Origin of the sequence: Novosphingobium resinovorum (assembly GCF_001742225.1) — a bacterium.
Classification (GTDB): domain Bacteria; phylum Pseudomonadota; class Alphaproteobacteria; order Sphingomonadales; family Sphingomonadaceae; genus Novosphingobium; species Novosphingobium resinovorum_A.
This window is the reverse complement of the sequence record NZ_CP017078.1, coordinates 20,060-35,436: the sequence shown is the minus strand read 5'-3', so window position 1 is coordinate 35,436 and position 15,377 is coordinate 20,060. Positions and strand designations below refer to the sequence as shown.

At 60.3% G+C, this 15,377-nt stretch carries 18 protein-coding genes and 1 pseudogene; 9 read left to right on the top strand and 10 right to left on the bottom strand.

Translation table 11 applies throughout. The features are described from left to right. Positions 1-130: 130 nt before the first annotated feature. From BES08_RS29620 to BES08_RS34390, 4 genes and pseudogenes are all read left to right on the top strand, one after another. Positions 131-706, top strand: coding sequence for a TetR/AcrR family transcriptional regulator (locus BES08_RS29620; RefSeq protein WP_069710254.1), 576 nt, complete (start codon positions 131-133; stop codon positions 704-706). 275 nt (positions 707-981) lie between these two features. After that, the gene (locus tag BES08_RS29615; protein WP_155986516.1) at positions 982-2,169 is read left to right on the top strand and encodes a cytochrome P450; all 1,188 of its coding nucleotides are present in this window, start codon (positions 982-984) and stop codon (positions 2,167-2,169) included. Between the two features lie 315 nt (positions 2,170-2,484). After that, positions 2,485-3,117: a tyrosine-type recombinase/integrase gene (locus BES08_RS29610; protein WP_010338379.1), complete on the top strand. Its 633-nt coding sequence runs from the start codon at positions 2,485-2,487 to the stop codon at positions 3,115-3,117. Between the two features lie 129 nt (positions 3,118-3,246). Then, positions 3,247-3,507, top strand: a pseudogene (locus BES08_RS34390) (site-specific integrase); the annotation flags it as partial. Here BES08_RS34390 and BES08_RS32405 read toward each other — a convergent pair. Genes BES08_RS32405 through BES08_RS29570 form a run of 9 tightly spaced genes read right to left on the bottom strand, consistent with a single transcriptional unit; the run spans position 3,499 to position 10,408 of the window. After that, complete coding sequence (locus BES08_RS32405) at positions 3,499-3,603, bottom strand: DUF2474 family protein (protein WP_080572849.1); 105 nt, start codon at positions 3,601-3,603, stop codon at positions 3,499-3,501. The pseudogene BES08_RS34390 and the gene BES08_RS32405 sit on opposite strands and share 9 nt — an antisense overlap. Then, positions 3,603-4,601 carry a cytochrome d ubiquinol oxidase subunit II gene (cydB, locus tag BES08_RS29605; protein WP_010338381.1) on the bottom strand — a complete coding sequence of 333 codons (999 nt, stop codon included), beginning with the start codon at positions 4,599-4,601 and terminating at the stop codon, positions 3,603-3,605. The genes BES08_RS32405 and cydB overlap by 1 nt, the downstream gene beginning before the upstream one ends. Next, complete coding sequence (locus tag BES08_RS29600; RefSeq protein WP_010338382.1) at positions 4,598-5,992, bottom strand: cytochrome ubiquinol oxidase subunit I; 1,395 nt, start codon at positions 5,990-5,992, stop codon at positions 4,598-4,600. The genes cydB and BES08_RS29600 overlap by 4 nt, the downstream gene beginning before the upstream one ends. 12 nt (positions 5,993-6,004) lie before the next feature. Next, positions 6,005-6,790 carry a sulfite exporter TauE/SafE family protein gene (locus tag BES08_RS29595; RefSeq protein ID WP_010338383.1) on the bottom strand — a complete coding sequence of 262 codons (786 nt, stop codon included), beginning with the start codon at positions 6,788-6,790 and terminating at the stop codon, positions 6,005-6,007. 3 nt (positions 6,791-6,793) lie between these two features. Further along, positions 6,794-8,377, bottom strand: coding sequence for a bifunctional protein tyrosine phosphatase family protein/NAD(P)/FAD-dependent oxidoreductase (locus BES08_RS29590; protein WP_029547838.1), 1,584 nt, complete (start codon positions 8,375-8,377; stop codon positions 6,794-6,796). A gap of 37 nt (positions 8,378-8,414) precedes the next feature. Then, complete coding sequence (locus BES08_RS29585; RefSeq protein WP_010338385.1) at positions 8,415-8,825, bottom strand: DUF6691 family protein; 411 nt, start codon at positions 8,823-8,825, stop codon at positions 8,415-8,417. Continuing rightward, positions 8,822-9,028 (bottom strand): YgaP family membrane protein, encoded by a 207-nt coding sequence (locus BES08_RS29580; protein ID WP_010338386.1) that lies wholly within the window; start codon positions 9,026-9,028, stop codon positions 8,822-8,824. The genes BES08_RS29585 and BES08_RS29580 overlap by 4 nt, the downstream gene beginning before the upstream one ends. A gap of 16 nt (positions 9,029-9,044) precedes the next feature. Continuing rightward, positions 9,045-9,494, bottom strand: a complete 450-nt coding sequence (locus BES08_RS29575; protein WP_010338387.1) for a YeeE/YedE family protein — start codon at positions 9,492-9,494, stop codon at positions 9,045-9,047. Beyond that, complete coding sequence (locus BES08_RS29570; protein ID WP_010338389.1) at positions 9,491-10,408, bottom strand: MBL fold metallo-hydrolase; 918 nt, start codon at positions 10,406-10,408, stop codon at positions 9,491-9,493. Before BES08_RS29570 ends, BES08_RS29575 begins: the two co-directional genes overlap by 4 nt. Before the next feature lie 87 nt (positions 10,409-10,495). On the opposite strand from BES08_RS29570, the gene BES08_RS29565 reads away from it, so the two are divergent. Continuing rightward, a complete protein-coding gene (locus BES08_RS29565; protein WP_010338390.1) occupies positions 10,496-11,119 on the top strand; it encodes a peroxiredoxin in 624 nt (207 codons plus the stop codon). Then, a complete protein-coding gene (locus BES08_RS29560; protein WP_010338391.1) occupies positions 11,116-11,508 on the top strand; it encodes an ArsR/SmtB family transcription factor in 393 nt (130 codons plus the stop codon). Before BES08_RS29565 ends, BES08_RS29560 begins: the two co-directional genes overlap by 4 nt. A 120-nt stretch (positions 11,509-11,628) precedes the next feature. Here the strand turns inward: BES08_RS29560 and BES08_RS29555 are convergent, their stop codons facing one another. Continuing rightward, positions 11,629-12,321, bottom strand: coding sequence for a VIT1/CCC1 transporter family protein (locus BES08_RS29555; protein WP_010338392.1), 693 nt, complete (start codon positions 12,319-12,321; stop codon positions 11,629-11,631). Positions 12,322-12,526: 205 nt separating this feature from the next. Between BES08_RS29555 and BES08_RS29550 the strand changes: the two genes are divergently transcribed. Genes BES08_RS29550 through BES08_RS29540 form a run of 3 tightly spaced genes read left to right on the top strand, consistent with a single transcriptional unit; the run spans position 12,527 to position 15,372 of the window. Beyond that, complete coding sequence (locus BES08_RS29550) at positions 12,527-13,207, top strand: response regulator (protein ID WP_010338393.1); 681 nt, start codon at positions 12,527-12,529, stop codon at positions 13,205-13,207. Continuing rightward, positions 13,201-14,214, top strand: a complete 1,014-nt coding sequence (locus BES08_RS29545; RefSeq protein ID WP_010338394.1) for a sensor histidine kinase — start codon at positions 13,201-13,203, stop codon at positions 14,212-14,214. The genes BES08_RS29550 and BES08_RS29545 overlap by 7 nt, the downstream gene beginning before the upstream one ends. 48 nt (positions 14,215-14,262) lie before the next feature. Continuing rightward, a complete protein-coding gene (locus BES08_RS29540) occupies positions 14,263-15,372 on the top strand; it encodes an efflux RND transporter periplasmic adaptor subunit (RefSeq protein ID WP_010338395.1) in 1,110 nt (369 codons plus the stop codon). Positions 15,373-15,377 lie beyond the last annotated feature (5 nt).

Sequence of the window (15,377 nt, the reverse complement as noted above, 5' to 3'; positions counted from 1 at the left end):
TCTGCACGAAGGGTCTCCCTGATGATCTCTTTTCAGCGCCAAGCGGCCTAGCAGCGTCGAAGATTGCTCCACCTTAATGTAAGCGACGGATTATTCTGTCAACAACCGACTACTGAACTGGCGGCACTCGATGAACCATGATGACCCACCGGCGCCGACGCTGCGTAGCATGAACACGGATCGAACCAAGCGAGCTATCTTGAAAGCCGCGCAGCATACGTTCTCCAGATGCGGATACGCAGAAGCCGGATTGCGCGACATCGCCGCCAAGGCGAAAGTCAATCAAGCGCTGATCGCGCGCTATTACGGATCCAAGCTGAAGCTTTTCGAGGCAGCGCTAGAGGCATCGCTCGACGTCACGCATTTCACGCGCACCGATCGCGCAACTTTCGGAGCCACCATTGCCGACGCCTTCTGCGGGGCTGGCAAGGACGCAGCGTCGTCGGTGCCGATGCTTGTCTTCGCAGCGAGCGACAGCGCAGCTCGTCGCTCGGCGCTGGCGATACTGCAACGCAAGGCCATCGAACCACTCGAACTGTGGTTCGGCGGTCCCGAGGCATCCGAGCGCGCTGCGCAGCTGCTCATGGTGGTTACGGGCTTCTTTACATACAAAGTGATGTTGCCGCTCGAACCGCTGAGGGGCACTCCCACGCCAGCGACGCGCGCATGGCTGGCACGCACGTTGCAGGCCATCGTGGACGCGTGAACGCTCTTGCGCTGCCTTCCCAACAGCGCCGATCAATAGAAGGGACGATCAATTTCATATCCGGCGGGCCGGGGGAGCGAATGCTGTCGGCTCCTATGGCCGCTCGCAACGGCAGGCGATCTTCCGCTCGCCTCGTTCGACAACGATCACTCCGTGTAATCCATCGATTACCTTGTATCTGGCCGCTTACAATTATATTGGGTCGCTGCACAGCCGTCGGGCCCGGATCGTACCGGAGCTGGCGGATGCGGATTACAATGTCGAGGAGTAGCAGCGTGCTTGAGACTGCAGGTTTACCGTCCCATGTGCCGTCCCACCTGTTGATCGATTTCGATCCCAATCACGATGCGGGCCTGGCGGTCGACGTTTTCCAGCGTCTCGAGCAGATTCGCGCATCGTCGCCACCGATTGCCTACGCGCCGAAGGCGGGTGGATGGATGTTCTTCCGCGAGGACCTCATCCAGAAGGCGTTCTCCGACGGCGAGCACTTCTCCACGTCGCTGTTCAACGCCGGGGCGCAGAGCGGCGCGCCGGACATGATCCCGCTATGCCTCGACCCACCCGAAAACGGCCCGTGGCGAATGGCCGTCGTGCGCCAGCTCACGCCCGGCAAGATCAAGCGGCTGGAAGGCTTCGTCAGGGCGAAAGCGGAAACACTTATCGCTCCGATTGCAGCGCGGCCGAGCTGCGATTTCCTGAAGGAGGTGGCCGAACCGATGCCCATCTCCATCTTCATGGAACTCATGGGCTTACCGGCCGAGGGATACGAGGAGTTTCGCAACCTCGCCGTGCAGATCATTAGCCCGGAAGGGCTCGACCGGAACACGCCCGCCACCGCGGCCGCGAACGCGCGTATCATCGAGATTCTCGCCGACCTGATCGCCCAACGACGCGAGGAGCCGCGTGACGATCTCGTAAGCTCGCTCATTCAGGAAACAGTAGCTGGCGAGCCTATCGGCCCGAGAGAACTGCTCGCGATCTGTTATGTGCTGTTTCTGGGCGGGCTGGACACGGTCGTGAACGCTATGAGCTACGGCATGCGCTTTCTTGCGATGGACGCCGAGCTGCAGGACAGCGTTCGCCGGGATCCCGCCACTATTCCCGGCATCATGGAACAACTGCTTCGTCGATCGACCTTCGTCAATCCGCTGCGCCTGGTGAAGAAGGACATTGATCTGGAAGGCATTACGCTGAAGGCCGGCGATATCGTCTGGAACATGTGCGGCGCTGCCAGCAACGCGCCGGAATCGGATACCGGCGGACCTCGTCACCTGGCCTTCGGAGGCGGTTACCACATGTGCGCGGGCATGCATCTGGCCAGGCTGGAACTGCGCGTCTTGTACGAGACCTGGTTCAAGCACATCGGCCCGTTCGAGCTGGACACCGACGAAGGCCCTATCATGGCTGGCGGGCCGACAATGCTGATCAAGCGGCTGAAGCTCAGGCTGAATGCTGCCAATTGACTGCTTGGTACGTAGCACGCGCGGCCACAGCGGATCCCAAGTACACGGCGTTCGCCCCGTGCATATCTCAGCGGGCTTTCGGAAAATATTGACGTGCGGACAGTCGGTGCCGACCTGCTGCTAATCTTGCAGTTACGTCGGCACTGCAACAATCCAACGCAGCGGAGTACCGATGGCTGCTTTCGGTAGAAACGGACGCTCCTGAGATGATGGCGAACTGACTAGGGCTGGTCGGCACGAGCCCTATAGCAAGTCCTGCGCATCCTCGTCGGCAAGCGTTCTGCAGAAGGCCAATGTGGCCAAAGGAGAACGATCATGGAGATGCCTGAAACAGAACTCATCGCCACCAAGCGCCCGGTTTGGAATGCAGGAAGGACCGTGGGCGCCAAGCGGGCGCTGAAACCGAAGCAGATTTGGGAAATCCGTTTCTACCTCAATCAGCGCCGCCGCCTACGAGATCGGGCGCTGTTCGATCTGGCGATCGACAGCAAGCTTCGGGGCTGCGACCTCGTGCAGATCAAGATCGGCGACCTTGTAAGCGGCGGGCAGGTCCGAACGCGGGCAATCGTCATGCAGCAGAAAACAGGTCGGCCCGTTCAATTTGAGCTGCTGCCAGATGCTCGAGCGAGCTTGCTGGCATGGCTCGAACGCCGGGGCGGAACAGTGGACGATTATGTTTTCCCAAGCCGGGTTGATCACAATGGGCACCTGAGCACACGGCAGTATGCTCGGCTTGTCGACGAATGGGTGACAGGTGTCGGCTTGATGCGGAGCGAGTATGGCACGCACTCACTTCGCCGAACGAAGGCATCGATCATCTACAGGGCGACGGGCAACCTTCGCGCCGTTCAGATACTGCTCGGCCATAGCAAGATTGAGAACACGGTGCGCTATCTAGGGATCGACGTAGAGGACGCGCTTGCCCTTGCAGAAAACACGGAGATCTGAATCTGCTGGCGCCCGTGCCCAGGGCGTGCCGGGCACGGGCGCTGGGACATTCCCGACGTTCGCCTGTGACATGTTAAACGGCAGCCCTGATTACAAGCCGACGTTCCCGCACCTCCCGACGAACGGCCTCGGCATTATGCTCGGCTTGTAGATGAATGGTTGACAGGAGTTGGCCTGATGCGGAGCGAATACGGCACCCGCTCACTCCGCCGAGCGAAGGCATCGATCATATACAGGGCGACCGGCAATCTACGGGTTGTCCAGATCCTGCTCGGCCATAGCAAGATCGAGAATATGGTTAGCTATCTCGGGATCGACGTAGAAGACGCCCAAAAATACCGAAATTTGAGTGTTGGCCTCTCACCTATGGCGAGGGGCCATTTAGCGTAGCCACCAGCGGAGCATTCCGCCCACAAGCGCCAACGCGAAAACGCTAGCAGCCCAAATGCCGAAAAACCATCCAAGGCGACTCAGCCAGAGCGGCATCAATGATACCCCTCAATGCCAACCTTGCCCCGGAAAACCCAATAGGACCAGGCCGTATATGCCAGGATCACGGGCACCATGATCGAGGCTCCAACCAGCATGAACAACTGACTGCGGACGGGCGCTGCAGCTTCCCAGATCGTCACCCGCGCCGGAACGACATCGGGCCAGATCGAGACACCAAGGCCGACCAAGCATAGCCCGAACAGGGCCAACGCCCAGAAGAAAGGCTGCGCATCGCGCTTCAATCGGAGGCTACGATAAAACAGGAATGTTACGACGAGCGTGGCGAGCGGCACCTGCGCTGTCGCGACCACGCCCGGGAAACTCAGCCAGCGCTGAAAGTATTGCGTTTCGAGCCGCAGCGTTGCGAGGCTGATCACGCCGATCATGATGAGCAGGCCGATGCCAAGCCGCCCGGCATAGGTCACCGTCTGCCGTCGCAACCCGCCTTCAGTCTTCCAGTTGAGCCAACAAGCCCCGAGCAGGGCATAGCCGACTAGCAGCCCGACACCCGTCAGCAGACTGAACGGCGACAGCCATTCCCACCAACCCCCGGCATAGCTGCGCCCCTCGACCGTGATGCCCTGTAGCAGCGCGCCGAGCGCAATGCCTTGCGCGAAGGTGGCGACGACCGACCCTGTCGTGAACGCCTTGTCCCAGAAAGCACGGTGCGCCGGGTCGCGCCAGCGGAACTCGAATGCCACGCCGCGGAATACAAGGCCAAGCAGCATTGCGATCATCGGCGCGTAAAGCGCGGGAAGGATGATGGCATAGGCCAGCGGGAATGCGGCAAACAGGCCGCCCACGCCCATAACCAGCCAGGTTTCGTTTCCGTCCCAGACCGGAGCGATGCTGTTCATCGCGGTGTCCCGATCCTGCCCGACCTTGAAGAACGGAAACAGGATGCCGATGCCGAGATCGAAGCCGTCCATCACGACATAGGCGATGATAGCAAAGCCGATGATACAGGCCCAGATGACGGTGAGATCGATCATGACGAAGCTCCCTCGATGATAGCCGGCGCCGGGGTGATCCCCGCACTGCGAATGGGCGCATCACTGGGCGGCGGTTCATGTGCTTCAGGCGGCTTCTTCATGAGTTGAAGCAGATACCAGATGCCCATCCCGAAGACGGCGAAATAGACGACCACGAAGGCCAGCAGCGACGAGGCGACCGCAGGAGCATCCAGCGGTGAAGCGCTTTGGGCGGTCCTCAGCAGACCATAGATTGTGAAGGGTTGCCGTCCGACTTCCGTCACGATCCAGCCGGACAGCACTGCGATCAGTCCCGACGGCCCCATCAGCACAGCGAAGCGATGCAGCAGCGGCCAGTCGTAGAGCGCCTTGCGCCAGCGCGCGATGAGGCTCAGGATCCCGATCCCGAGCATCGCGAAACCGATCCCGACCATTACGCGAAAGGCCCAGAAGACGATACCGACGGGAGGACGATCAGCTGGTGGCACGGTGTCCAGGCCACTCAAGGGCGCATCGAGTTCGTGTTTGAGAATCAGCGACGACGCCTTGGGTATCTCGATGGCATAATACACCCGCTGTTCAGCGCTGTTGGGGATGCCGAACAGGATCAAAGGCGCACCGTGCGGGTGGCTCTGAAAATGGCCTTCCATCGCCATCACCTTCACCGGCTGGTGCTTGAGAGTATTGAGCCCGTGCATGTCGCCGGCGAAGATCTGGATCGGAGCAACGAGCGCCGCCATCCACATCGCCATAGAGAACATCTTGCGTGCGCCGGGATTGGTGCGGTCCTTTAAGAGATGCCATCCTCCGACGGCACCCACGATAAAAGCGGTCGTCAGATAGGCGGCAAGGACCGTGTGAAAGAGCCGATAGGGGAAGCTGGGATTGAAGATGATTGTCAGCCAGCTTGGCCCCGGCAGGAACTGGCCGTTGGCGCCGACCTCATAGCCAACGGGCGTTTGCATCCAGCTGTTGACCGACAGGATCCAGAATGCGGAAATAAAAGTCCCCAGCGCGACTGCAAGCGTCGCGACGAAGTGCAGCTTGCGCCCAACCTTGTTGATCCCGAACAACATGACCCCGAGGAATCCGGCTTCTAAGAAGAAGGCGGTCAGCACCTCATAGGCCATCAGCGGTCCGATGACAGGTCCCGCCTTGTCCGAGAACACTGACCAGTTGGTGCCGAACTGGTAGGACATGACAATGCCCGAGACGACGCCCATCGCGAACACGACGGCGAAGATCTTCAGCCAGTAGCGAAACAGGTTCGCATAGACGCCCTTGCCGGTCTTCAGCCACAGAGCTTCGAGCACGGCCAGATAGCTTGCCAGCCCGATGGAAAAGGCCGGGAAGAGGAAGTGAAAGCTCACCGTGAAGGCGAATTGCGCCCTTGCGAGAATGATGGCGTCCATGAATATCCCCGTTCAGCTGGCGAGTTCGGACCAGCTCTTGAATAGCATGTAGATGGCAACGACGAGCACGAAGACTGCGAAGAGGCTGTTCAACCGGCCCTTTTCGGCGGCCAGTACCTGCGATGCACGCGTGCCGATGACGCTCCCGACAATGCCGCCCACGATGAACACGCCGGCCAGACCCCAAAGGACGTAGCCCGAAAGCGCATAGTTGAGCGCTGTCGTCAGACCGAAGGCCGCGACCGCGACGAGCGAGGTGCCGATCGCGCGCAGGATGGGCATGTGGGTCGAGGCGATCAGCCCCGGCACAATGAGGAAACCGCCGCCGATCCCGAAGAAGCCGGAAAAGGCGCCGGTCCCGAGACCATAGCTGACAACCTTGCCGACATTCTCCCGATTGCATTGCGCGCCCTCGACGCCCTGGTCGCCGCGACCGCGAAACATCAAGACTGCCACAACGATCATCAGGATCGCGAACAGGAACAGCAGCTTGTGCCCATCGATGCTCTTGCCAAGCGTTGAACCGCCGAGCGCACCGACGACGCCGGCAGCAGCATAGATCCCCCCGCACCGCCAGTTCACGGTGCGGGCATGGGCATGGTTCCAGAGGCCAGTAAGCGCATTGGCCGCGACGGCCAATGCACTGGTGCCGATCGCCTCATGCGGATTGCGGACGCCTACGAGATAGAGCAGCAGCGGCACGGCGAGGATCGACCCGCCGCCCCCGACAAGCCCGAGGACAAAGCCCACCAGCGCGCCTGACAGTCCGCCGAGGGCATATTGAAGCGGCTCAAGCATGGCTCAGTGCGCCGCTTCGATCGCGTGCGGCGCGACCATCCATTCCCGGCCCTTGAGCATGCCATGCCAGTAAACCGGCGGCAGGATGGTGTCCTTGAGGAGCCAGGACAGGCGCGAGGGCCGCGTTCCGTCGATCAGCCAATTGGGAAAGCTGGGCAGCAATTTGCCGCCATAGCCGAACTCGGCGAGCACGATCTTGCCAGCCTCGACCGTTAGCGGACAGGAGCCATAGCCGTCATAGTCAGCGGTCGGCGGCTTGCCCTCGAGCACGGCAAGTACATTGACCGCGACAACCGGCGCCTGCTTGCGCGCCGCAGCGGCGGTCTTGGCATTCGAGGCGGAGCAGGCGTCGCCCAATGCAAATACATTAGGATAGCGCACATGTCGAAGCGTCGCCTCGTTGACTTCGATGAAGCCGGAGGCTGCTGCGAGGGAACTGGTGCGCACGAAATCCGGCGCGACCTGTGGCGGCACGACGTGAATCATGTCGAAGCGCTCTTCGACGCGTCCGGTGCCGTCGCTATCCTTGCGTTCGAAAGTCGCCACTTTTGCGGCGCCATCGATCGCGACGAGCTTCGATTCGAAGTTGAGGTGCGCGCCATAGCGCTCGACATATTCCATCAGTGCCGGGACATAGGCGGCAACGCCGAACAGCACCGCGCCGGCGGTGTGGAACTGGACGTCGATGTCTTTCAGGACGCCTGCCTTTTCCCAGCGATGACAGGAAAGGTACATCGCTTTTTGCGGCGCGCCGGCACACTTGATCGGCATTGCGGGCTGGGTGAACAGCGCCCGTCCGCCCTTGAATTGCTTCACCAGTCTGTTGGTGTAGGGCGCAAGATCATAGCCATAGTTGGACGTCACGCCGTTCTTGCCGATCGTATCGGCCAAGCCCGGAATAGCGTTCCAATCCAATTTGATACCCGGACAGGCAACGAGAACACGGTAGCGGACTTCGCCGCCATCACTGAGGATCACCTTGTTTTCGTCGGGGGCAAAATCCGAGGCTGCTGCGCGGATCCAGTTCACTCGGCTCGGCATGACCTGCGCTTCAGTGCGTCGTGTGAACTCTCTCTCGAAGACACCGGCGCCGACCATAGTCCAACCGGGCTGATAATAATGCTCCTCAGATGGCTCGATAACTGCAATATCGAGCTTCGGATTGCGCTTTAGAAGGCTTGCTGCCGTCGCAATCCCCGCTGCACCGCCGCCGACAATCACGACATCGTGAATATGGACTACAGGGGCCGATTGGCTCCGAGAGGAGGAGAGGTCATACAACTTCGTCGACCTCGCGCCGGAGCGGCAAAAGGCGAGAATCGGCCTAGGAAGGCGCGCTAGCGCACTTGCCATGGCCTCAACATTCGCATCGGTAATCGCCCCCGAGACTGCGGGCGCATGCGCGAACTCTAAGCCCAGTCGTTCGGCAGCTTCACGAAGCTCCGTAGCGGCAATCTGACCCTTCTCCTCGTTATCAGGTCGATTGCAGATGATCGCCTTGTAACCTTGGGCGGCGATTGCCGGAAGGTCGGCGAGATCAATCTGCGGGGAGATTGCAAAGTCCCGATTGAGCGGCTTGATGTCCATGGCTTCTCCTCGATCCCGCTCTGAAGCGGGCCTCTTTTCATTTTGTAATGATGCGGTGCGCGGTCATGCCGGCGAGCATGGCGGCGACGAAAATTCCGGCTTCAATTGGTGCGATGGCAAGGTCGGCGAGTGCGGGGCCGGGACATAGTCCCCCGATCGCCCAACCGATCCCGAACAATGACGCTCCGCCAAGCAACTTGGCATCCAGCAAGCTTGTACCGGGCAAGTCGAACGCCTCGCAGACGATCGGTCGCGGCATCCGCTTCTGGACCAACCAGGCGATCGCCATCGGCACCATCGCACCGACCATCACGAAGGCAAGCGTGGGATCCCAGGCCCCGAACAGATCGAGGAAGGCGCGCACCCGCGCGGGGTCAGCCATGCCGGATATGGTGAGCCCAGCTCCGAACAAGGTGCCCGCTAGCAACGAGATGGCAGGGACCTTCACTTCCCAGTGCCGCAGGTTGAAAGGCCGAGCGGGCGGTAGAGCGGACAGAAGCTGACCGCGCTTGTCAGAAGGAATATAACTGCGACGATCGCCAAGCCGACACCGAGGTCCCCGCTGATCGTTCCGGTCCACCAGAGATAACCGATCGCCAAGGCTGCGATGGTGCGCAGCATCCGATCGACCGTTCCCATATTCCTCTTCATGTCCGGTGTCCTCCGACTATCCGTTGATGAAACCGAAAGCGCGCATCAGCCCAACGGTGGCGAAGCCGCTGACCATGAAGGTCAGCGTTGCGACCATCGACCGGCGCGAAAGTCGGGAGAGACCGCAGACCCCGTGACCGCTCGTGCAGCCTGAACCAAGGCGCGTGCCGAAACCTACGAGCAGTCCGGCAATGACCAGTTGCAGGACTGATCCTGTAAAAAGCGGTCTGATACTGCTGGAAGACAGTATGACGAGGAGCGCACCAAGCGGCAGTCCGGCGATGAACGCGAGCGCTATGGCGCGCGGTGTGCCCGTATCGGAAATTCCCGACGCGCGGGCCAACATACCGCTTACACCAGCGATGCGACCAAGTCCGAGCAGCATGATCGCTGCCGCAAGCCCGATCAGCAGGCCGCCAACCAACCCCGCGACGGGGGTGGCATTGGGGAAGCCGGGCAGCATCATACTGCGTTGACCGGAATCTTGAGGTACGTGACGCCATTGTCCTCGGCAGGCGGGAAATGACCGGCGCGCATGTTCACCTGGACAGAAGGCAGAATGAGGCGCGGCATCGCGAGCGTCTTGTCGCGGGCCTCGCGCATCGCGACAAATTCGTCTTCGCTTACCCCGTCATGGATATGGACGTTGGCTTGGCGCTCGGCCTCTACGGTCGTTTCCCAGACATAGTCCTTGCGCCCTTCCGGAAGATAATCGTGGCACATGAACAGCCGCGTTTCCGGCGGGAGCGACAGAAGCCGCATCGCAGATTGATAGAGGGTTCGGGCATCGCCACCGGGAAAATCAGCACGTGCCGTGCCGTAGTCGGGCATGAACATGGTATCGCCGACAAAGACGGCGTCGCCGATCACATAGGCGATACAGGCCGGCGTGTGCCCCGGCACATGCAGCACGGTTACATCAAGATTGCCGATCCGGAAGTGATCACCGTCTTTCCACAAATGATCGAAGTCGGAACCGTTGCGCTCGAAATCGGTGCCCGCGTTGAAAAGCTTACCAAATGCCTGCTGCACCGTGATGATTTGCTCGCCGATGGCGATTTGCCCGCCCAACTTCTCCTTCAGATATGGCGCAGCTGACAGGTGATCCGCGTGAGCGTGCGTCTCCAGGTGCCAGTCGATAGCAAGCCCCTTCTCCTCGACAAAAGCGACAAGCGCGTTTGCCGAGGAGAAGGAGGTGCGACCCGAGGCGGGGTCATAGTCCAGCACGCTGTCGATGATCGCAGCGTGGCGGCTCTCGGGATCATGAACAACATAGGTCACCGTGAAGGTCGGCTCGTCAAAGAACGCCTTGATCTGGGGGGTGTCCGTTTGAGCGGCTGAGATCTGCGATGAGGCGGCTGCAAGAGCGGAGTCGGCCACGGAAAACCTCACAAATTCACATTTACATATATCGTGTAATCGAATAATCTTGTTGCGTCAAGAGGGAGGAGCGTCGAAGGAGACGTCATGGAAATGGCCCAAAGAATTGAATCTCGCTCACCGCGCATTGGAGAGCCCGCGCCAGACTTTCGCGCCCGTTCGACCGGGGGCGAAATTCAGCTTTCAAAGTTGCGTGGACGATGGGTGATCTTTTTTTCCCATCCCGCTGACTTCACGCCAGTTTGCAGCACCGAATTCGCTGAACTCGCCCGTCGGCAGTCGGAATTTGATGCCCTTGAAACGTCGCTGTTGGGACTGTCAGTCGACAGCCTTTACTCGCACATGGCGTGGGTCAGAGCGATCCGAGAGACGCTCGGAGCGGATGTCCGCTTCCCGATAATCGAGGATCCGAGCATGGCGATTGGGCATGCCTATGGCATGGTTGACGAGCAATCTGCTGACAGCATGGCTATGCGTTCGACATTCTTCATCGATCCCGAAGGGGTCATAAGGGCGATCACATGCTACCCCCATAATGTTGGGCGATCGGTCGATGAGATGCTGCGGTTGCTTAAAGCACTGCAAGTGGTGGGCAGTGCCCAGAAACTTGCGCCTGAAGGATGGCGGGAAGGACAGCCTTTGCTCTGCCCACCATCTGACATCGCAGAAGATCGCCAGGACTGGTTTTGCCGCTTTGCGGACGCGCTATGAACGAGGCATTTTACGAGGACCGCGAAGCTGCGACCGTCGCGTCCGAAAAGCTCAAGGTCTTTGCGCAACCACAGCGCCTCATGATCCTCTCTTGCCTGTTACGCGGGGAGCGCAACGTATCGGAGATCGGCGAAGCGACAGACATTGTCCAACCAGCACTCAGCCAGCAGCTAGGGGAGTTACGCCGGGCCAATCTCGTTCAAACGAGAAAGGAGGCCAAACTCGTTTGGTACGCGCTTGCTGACGAGGGGGTCGCTTTGTGCGTCCGAACAATGGAAGCGATTTTCGGAGGCCTGGGTAAGGTCGAAGAAATCCGGCCGTCTGCCAAACCGGAGCGTCGTCCATCATTACCTGAAGGGGTGGCCGGATTTGCTCAAGTGCTTGATTAAGATATTTACGCGCTGTTTGCCTCGTTTGGCTTTGTAGCGAGTGCTGCGGTGGTCGCTGCAAGCGACACGCTCTTAACGTCGTAGAAGAAGTTTCATGTGCGCAGCTTTTGGGCCTTTGTCCTAAATTGCTTTCCCGACCAAGCTGCCAATGCCAGCGGTCAAACCCATGGCCAACGCCCCCCAGAACACCACACGACCGACAGGTTTGAGCGGGTTTGCACCGCCAGCGGCAGCTCCCACCCATCCCAGGAGCGCCAGGAACAGGAGCGATCCCAGCGCTTCGCCTGTTACGGTGAGCGACGCCGGCAGCAAAGCCGCAAGGATGAGAGGCAGCAGGGCTCCGGCCGTGAACGTCGAGGCAGACGTCAATGCCGCTGTGATCGGGCGTGCGGCAGTCATCTCGGTGATGTGGAGTTCTTCGCGAGCATGAGCACCCAGTGCATCATGCTCCATGAGTTGTTTCGCAACCTCATGCGAGGTCTTTTCGTCGACCCCTCGCTGAACATAGAAACCAGCCAACTCTGCCAATTCCGCATCGGGATTGTCAGCGATTTCCTGCTGCTCCCGGCGCAAGTCCGCCGCTTCGGTGTCAGACTGAGAGCTTACCGACACATATTCGCCCGCCGCCATCGACATCGCGCCGGCCACCAGACCCGCTATACCAGATATCAACATGGAAGAACGGGAGGCACCGGACGCAGCGACGCCGATCATCAGGCTAGCCGTGGATACGATGCCGTCGTTGGCGCCTAGCACCGCGGCACGAAGCCATCCGATACGAGAGACGAGATGGGTTTCCCGGTGGCTGCGCATCGTAATCCCCTTTGAAGCCAAGCCATTTCTTTGACCCGCATTATAGCCTGTTCGCTATCTCGTGCCAGTCCGGCAAGCTCGATCCGCACAAATTTGGAGGCGCGACGCCGTATCGGATCACAAGCGTCAGAAGAAATTCATATGGTCAGGACGATGTCAGATCGGTTCGGTAATATGCCGGGTAAAACCATCGCCGGATGAGAGCATGCGCATTCTGATCATTGAAGACAATCGCCACCTGGCAGATCTGACGGCGGAGGGCCTTACGCGTCGGAAATTCGTATGCGATTGTGCCTATTCGGCAGCGGAGGCGGATCTGGCTCTTGGGTCGGCTCAGTATGATGCACTCATCCTCGATCTGGGCTTGCCCGATGGTGACGGCGTACATTGGATCAAGAAGAGGCGTGACGCGGGCCTTGCGGTGCCGGTCCTGATGCTGACAGCCCGCAGTTCGCTCCAGCAGCGGGTCGATGGACTGGACGGCGGCGCTGACGACTATGTCGTCAAACCGGTAGAGGCGGATGAGCTGGCAGCGAGGATTCGGGCACTACTTCGCCGTCCGGGAGCTCGGGCAGCGCCCGTGTTGGAGGTGGGCAGCCTATCCTATGACACGAGCGCTCATCGCGCGCGGTATCAGGGTAAGGCCATCGATCTGTCACCTCGCGAGACCAGCCTGCTTGAGTTACTCATGCGGGAGGCTGGTGCAGTCGTTCGTCGATCTCGTATCGAAAATGCACTGTATAGTTTTCGAGACGAGATATCCCCTAATGCAGTGGATGCCGCAATCTCGCGGCTGCGTCGTCGACTTGAGGAATGCGGAGCTCGCAACATGCTCCATACGATCAAGGGGCTAGGCTACTTGCTAGAAGACCGGGAACCGTGCTGAAGCGACTTTCGGTTGGCCATCGGCTCATCGGTGGCCTGCTGCTGGTTGGCGCCATCGGTACGGTGTCGCTGATCTACGCTGTCCTCTCGGAATATGGCATACCGTTTAGCGCCTTGCTCGATCCGACCATGCGCGACGCGGCATCGACGGAACTGTTCGATCATGTTCTCATCCCACTGGTGGTGCTGATCCTGCCAATGGGCCTTGCAACCACATGGGTCATCAGAACGGCGTTCGAGCCCCTGAGCAAAGCGGCGCGTCATATCGAAACCGCACCGACCGAACGCGGGATGCAGATCGATGAAGCCGATATGCCTGCTGAAGCGAAACCGTTCGTGCGATCCATCAACAACCTGCTTCACCGACTCGACACCTCAGCTCAGCAACAGGCGGATTTTGCGTCTGACGTCGCCCACGAATTGCGGACGCCGTTGGCCATTTTGTCTCTAGAGCTTGATCGACGCGAGGGATCGGATGGAGATCCTCTGAAGGCGCAGGTCAGCGCCATGCGCCGTCTTGTGGATCAGCTCCTGCTACTGGCGCAGATCGACGCGGACGCCACCATGCCCATGACGCCTGAGCCACTCGATCTCGAGACATTGGCTGAAGACAGTGTCTCGTCCCTGGCAGCGACCGTCATCGCGCAAGGACGCGAGATCGCGATAGAGTCCGAAGGCCAGGTGCCAAAGATATACGGCCACAGGGAAGCGATCGGGGCGGGAATCCGAAACCTTATTGAAAATGCCGTCCGCGCGACGCCCATGGGTGGCACCGTGACGATCATATCCGGGCCCGGAGCGATCATCAGGGTGCGCGACCAAGGCGCCGGCCTCAGCGAAGAGAAGCTGGCGCAACTCATCCGCCGCCATCAGCGAGCAGACCATGCCAGCCCCCATGGCGCGGGTCTCGGCCTCTCCATAACCCATCGGATTATGAGCGCACATAACGGTCATATTCGAACGAGCGAGACCTTGAGAGAACTCATCCTGGATTTCCGCCTGCAGTAATTTCCCATCGTCAAGACGCCGTCAGGTTGAACCCGATATCGCGGCGAAATGGAAAACGGACGCAAATATCTGGTGGGCGGCGCCATTGTAGCCGTCGCAGTCGCGGGCTTGGGCTGGACTATGTTTCCTCGCTCGGAAACCGTCTCGGCGGGAACGCAGGTCAAGACCGAGAAAGCTGCCGGCATGCTTGCCGTGCTGCCGGACAGGGCGAGATTGCTCGGCATCAAGGCCTCTCCGGCATTGCCTGCATCAGAAGCGCCGATCGCCGATCTCCCCGCCACGATCAGTCCGCCCGCTAATGCGCGTGTGGCGGTGACCGCGACACTTCCGGGTGTGGTGATGCGCACCATGGTCGTGGAAGGCGACAGCGTACGGGCCGGGCAACCACTGGCCGTGGTTTCGAGCCGCGACATTCTGACGCTGGGCGCCGATCTCGCGCGTGCAAATGCACGGTTGGGCGTCGCGCAGACGAGTGCAGCCAGGCTCTCCCAGCTGGACAAGGAAGGGGTGATAGCCGGAGCGCGAGCCGACGAAGCCCGCGCAGTGGCCATGGAGGCGCGTGCGGACGTTCGCGAGAAAAGCCGCATTCTCAGCCTTGTCGGCGGGCATGGGAGCAGCGGCACCTACACGCTGACAGCTCCGATCGCGGGCAGAATCACGCGTGCCAAGATCCAGACAGGCGACCCGTTGGACGGGACGACTGCTCCCTATGTGATCGATGCGAATGGCCGTTACGAAGTCGTCGCCCAGGTTCCCGAGCGGCTTGTTGGACAGATCAGACCCGGCATGACGGTCAAACTCGGCGCGCTTTCTGGCACCGTCACATCTGTCGGCAGCACCATCGACGCGATGACGCGATCTGCCTCGCTGAAGGCGAGCCTTCCCGCTGCTCCAGGGGTCATTGCAGGCGCCACCGGCAATGTCACGATATTCGGGCCTGCACCGAAAGGCGCAGTCGTCCTGCCTGCCGCGGCCGTAGTAGATACAGACGGCAAGTCGGTGGTCTTCGTCGCGGTCCGGGGCGGTTATGTTCAGCGCGAGGTGACAAAGGGCGGCGCGGTGGATGGCCAAGTCCTCCTCCTGACCGGCGTCAGCATCGGTGAGAACGTCGTCACTACGGGCACAAGCGCGCTCAAAGCGCTCGCCATCTCGAAATAGGTCGG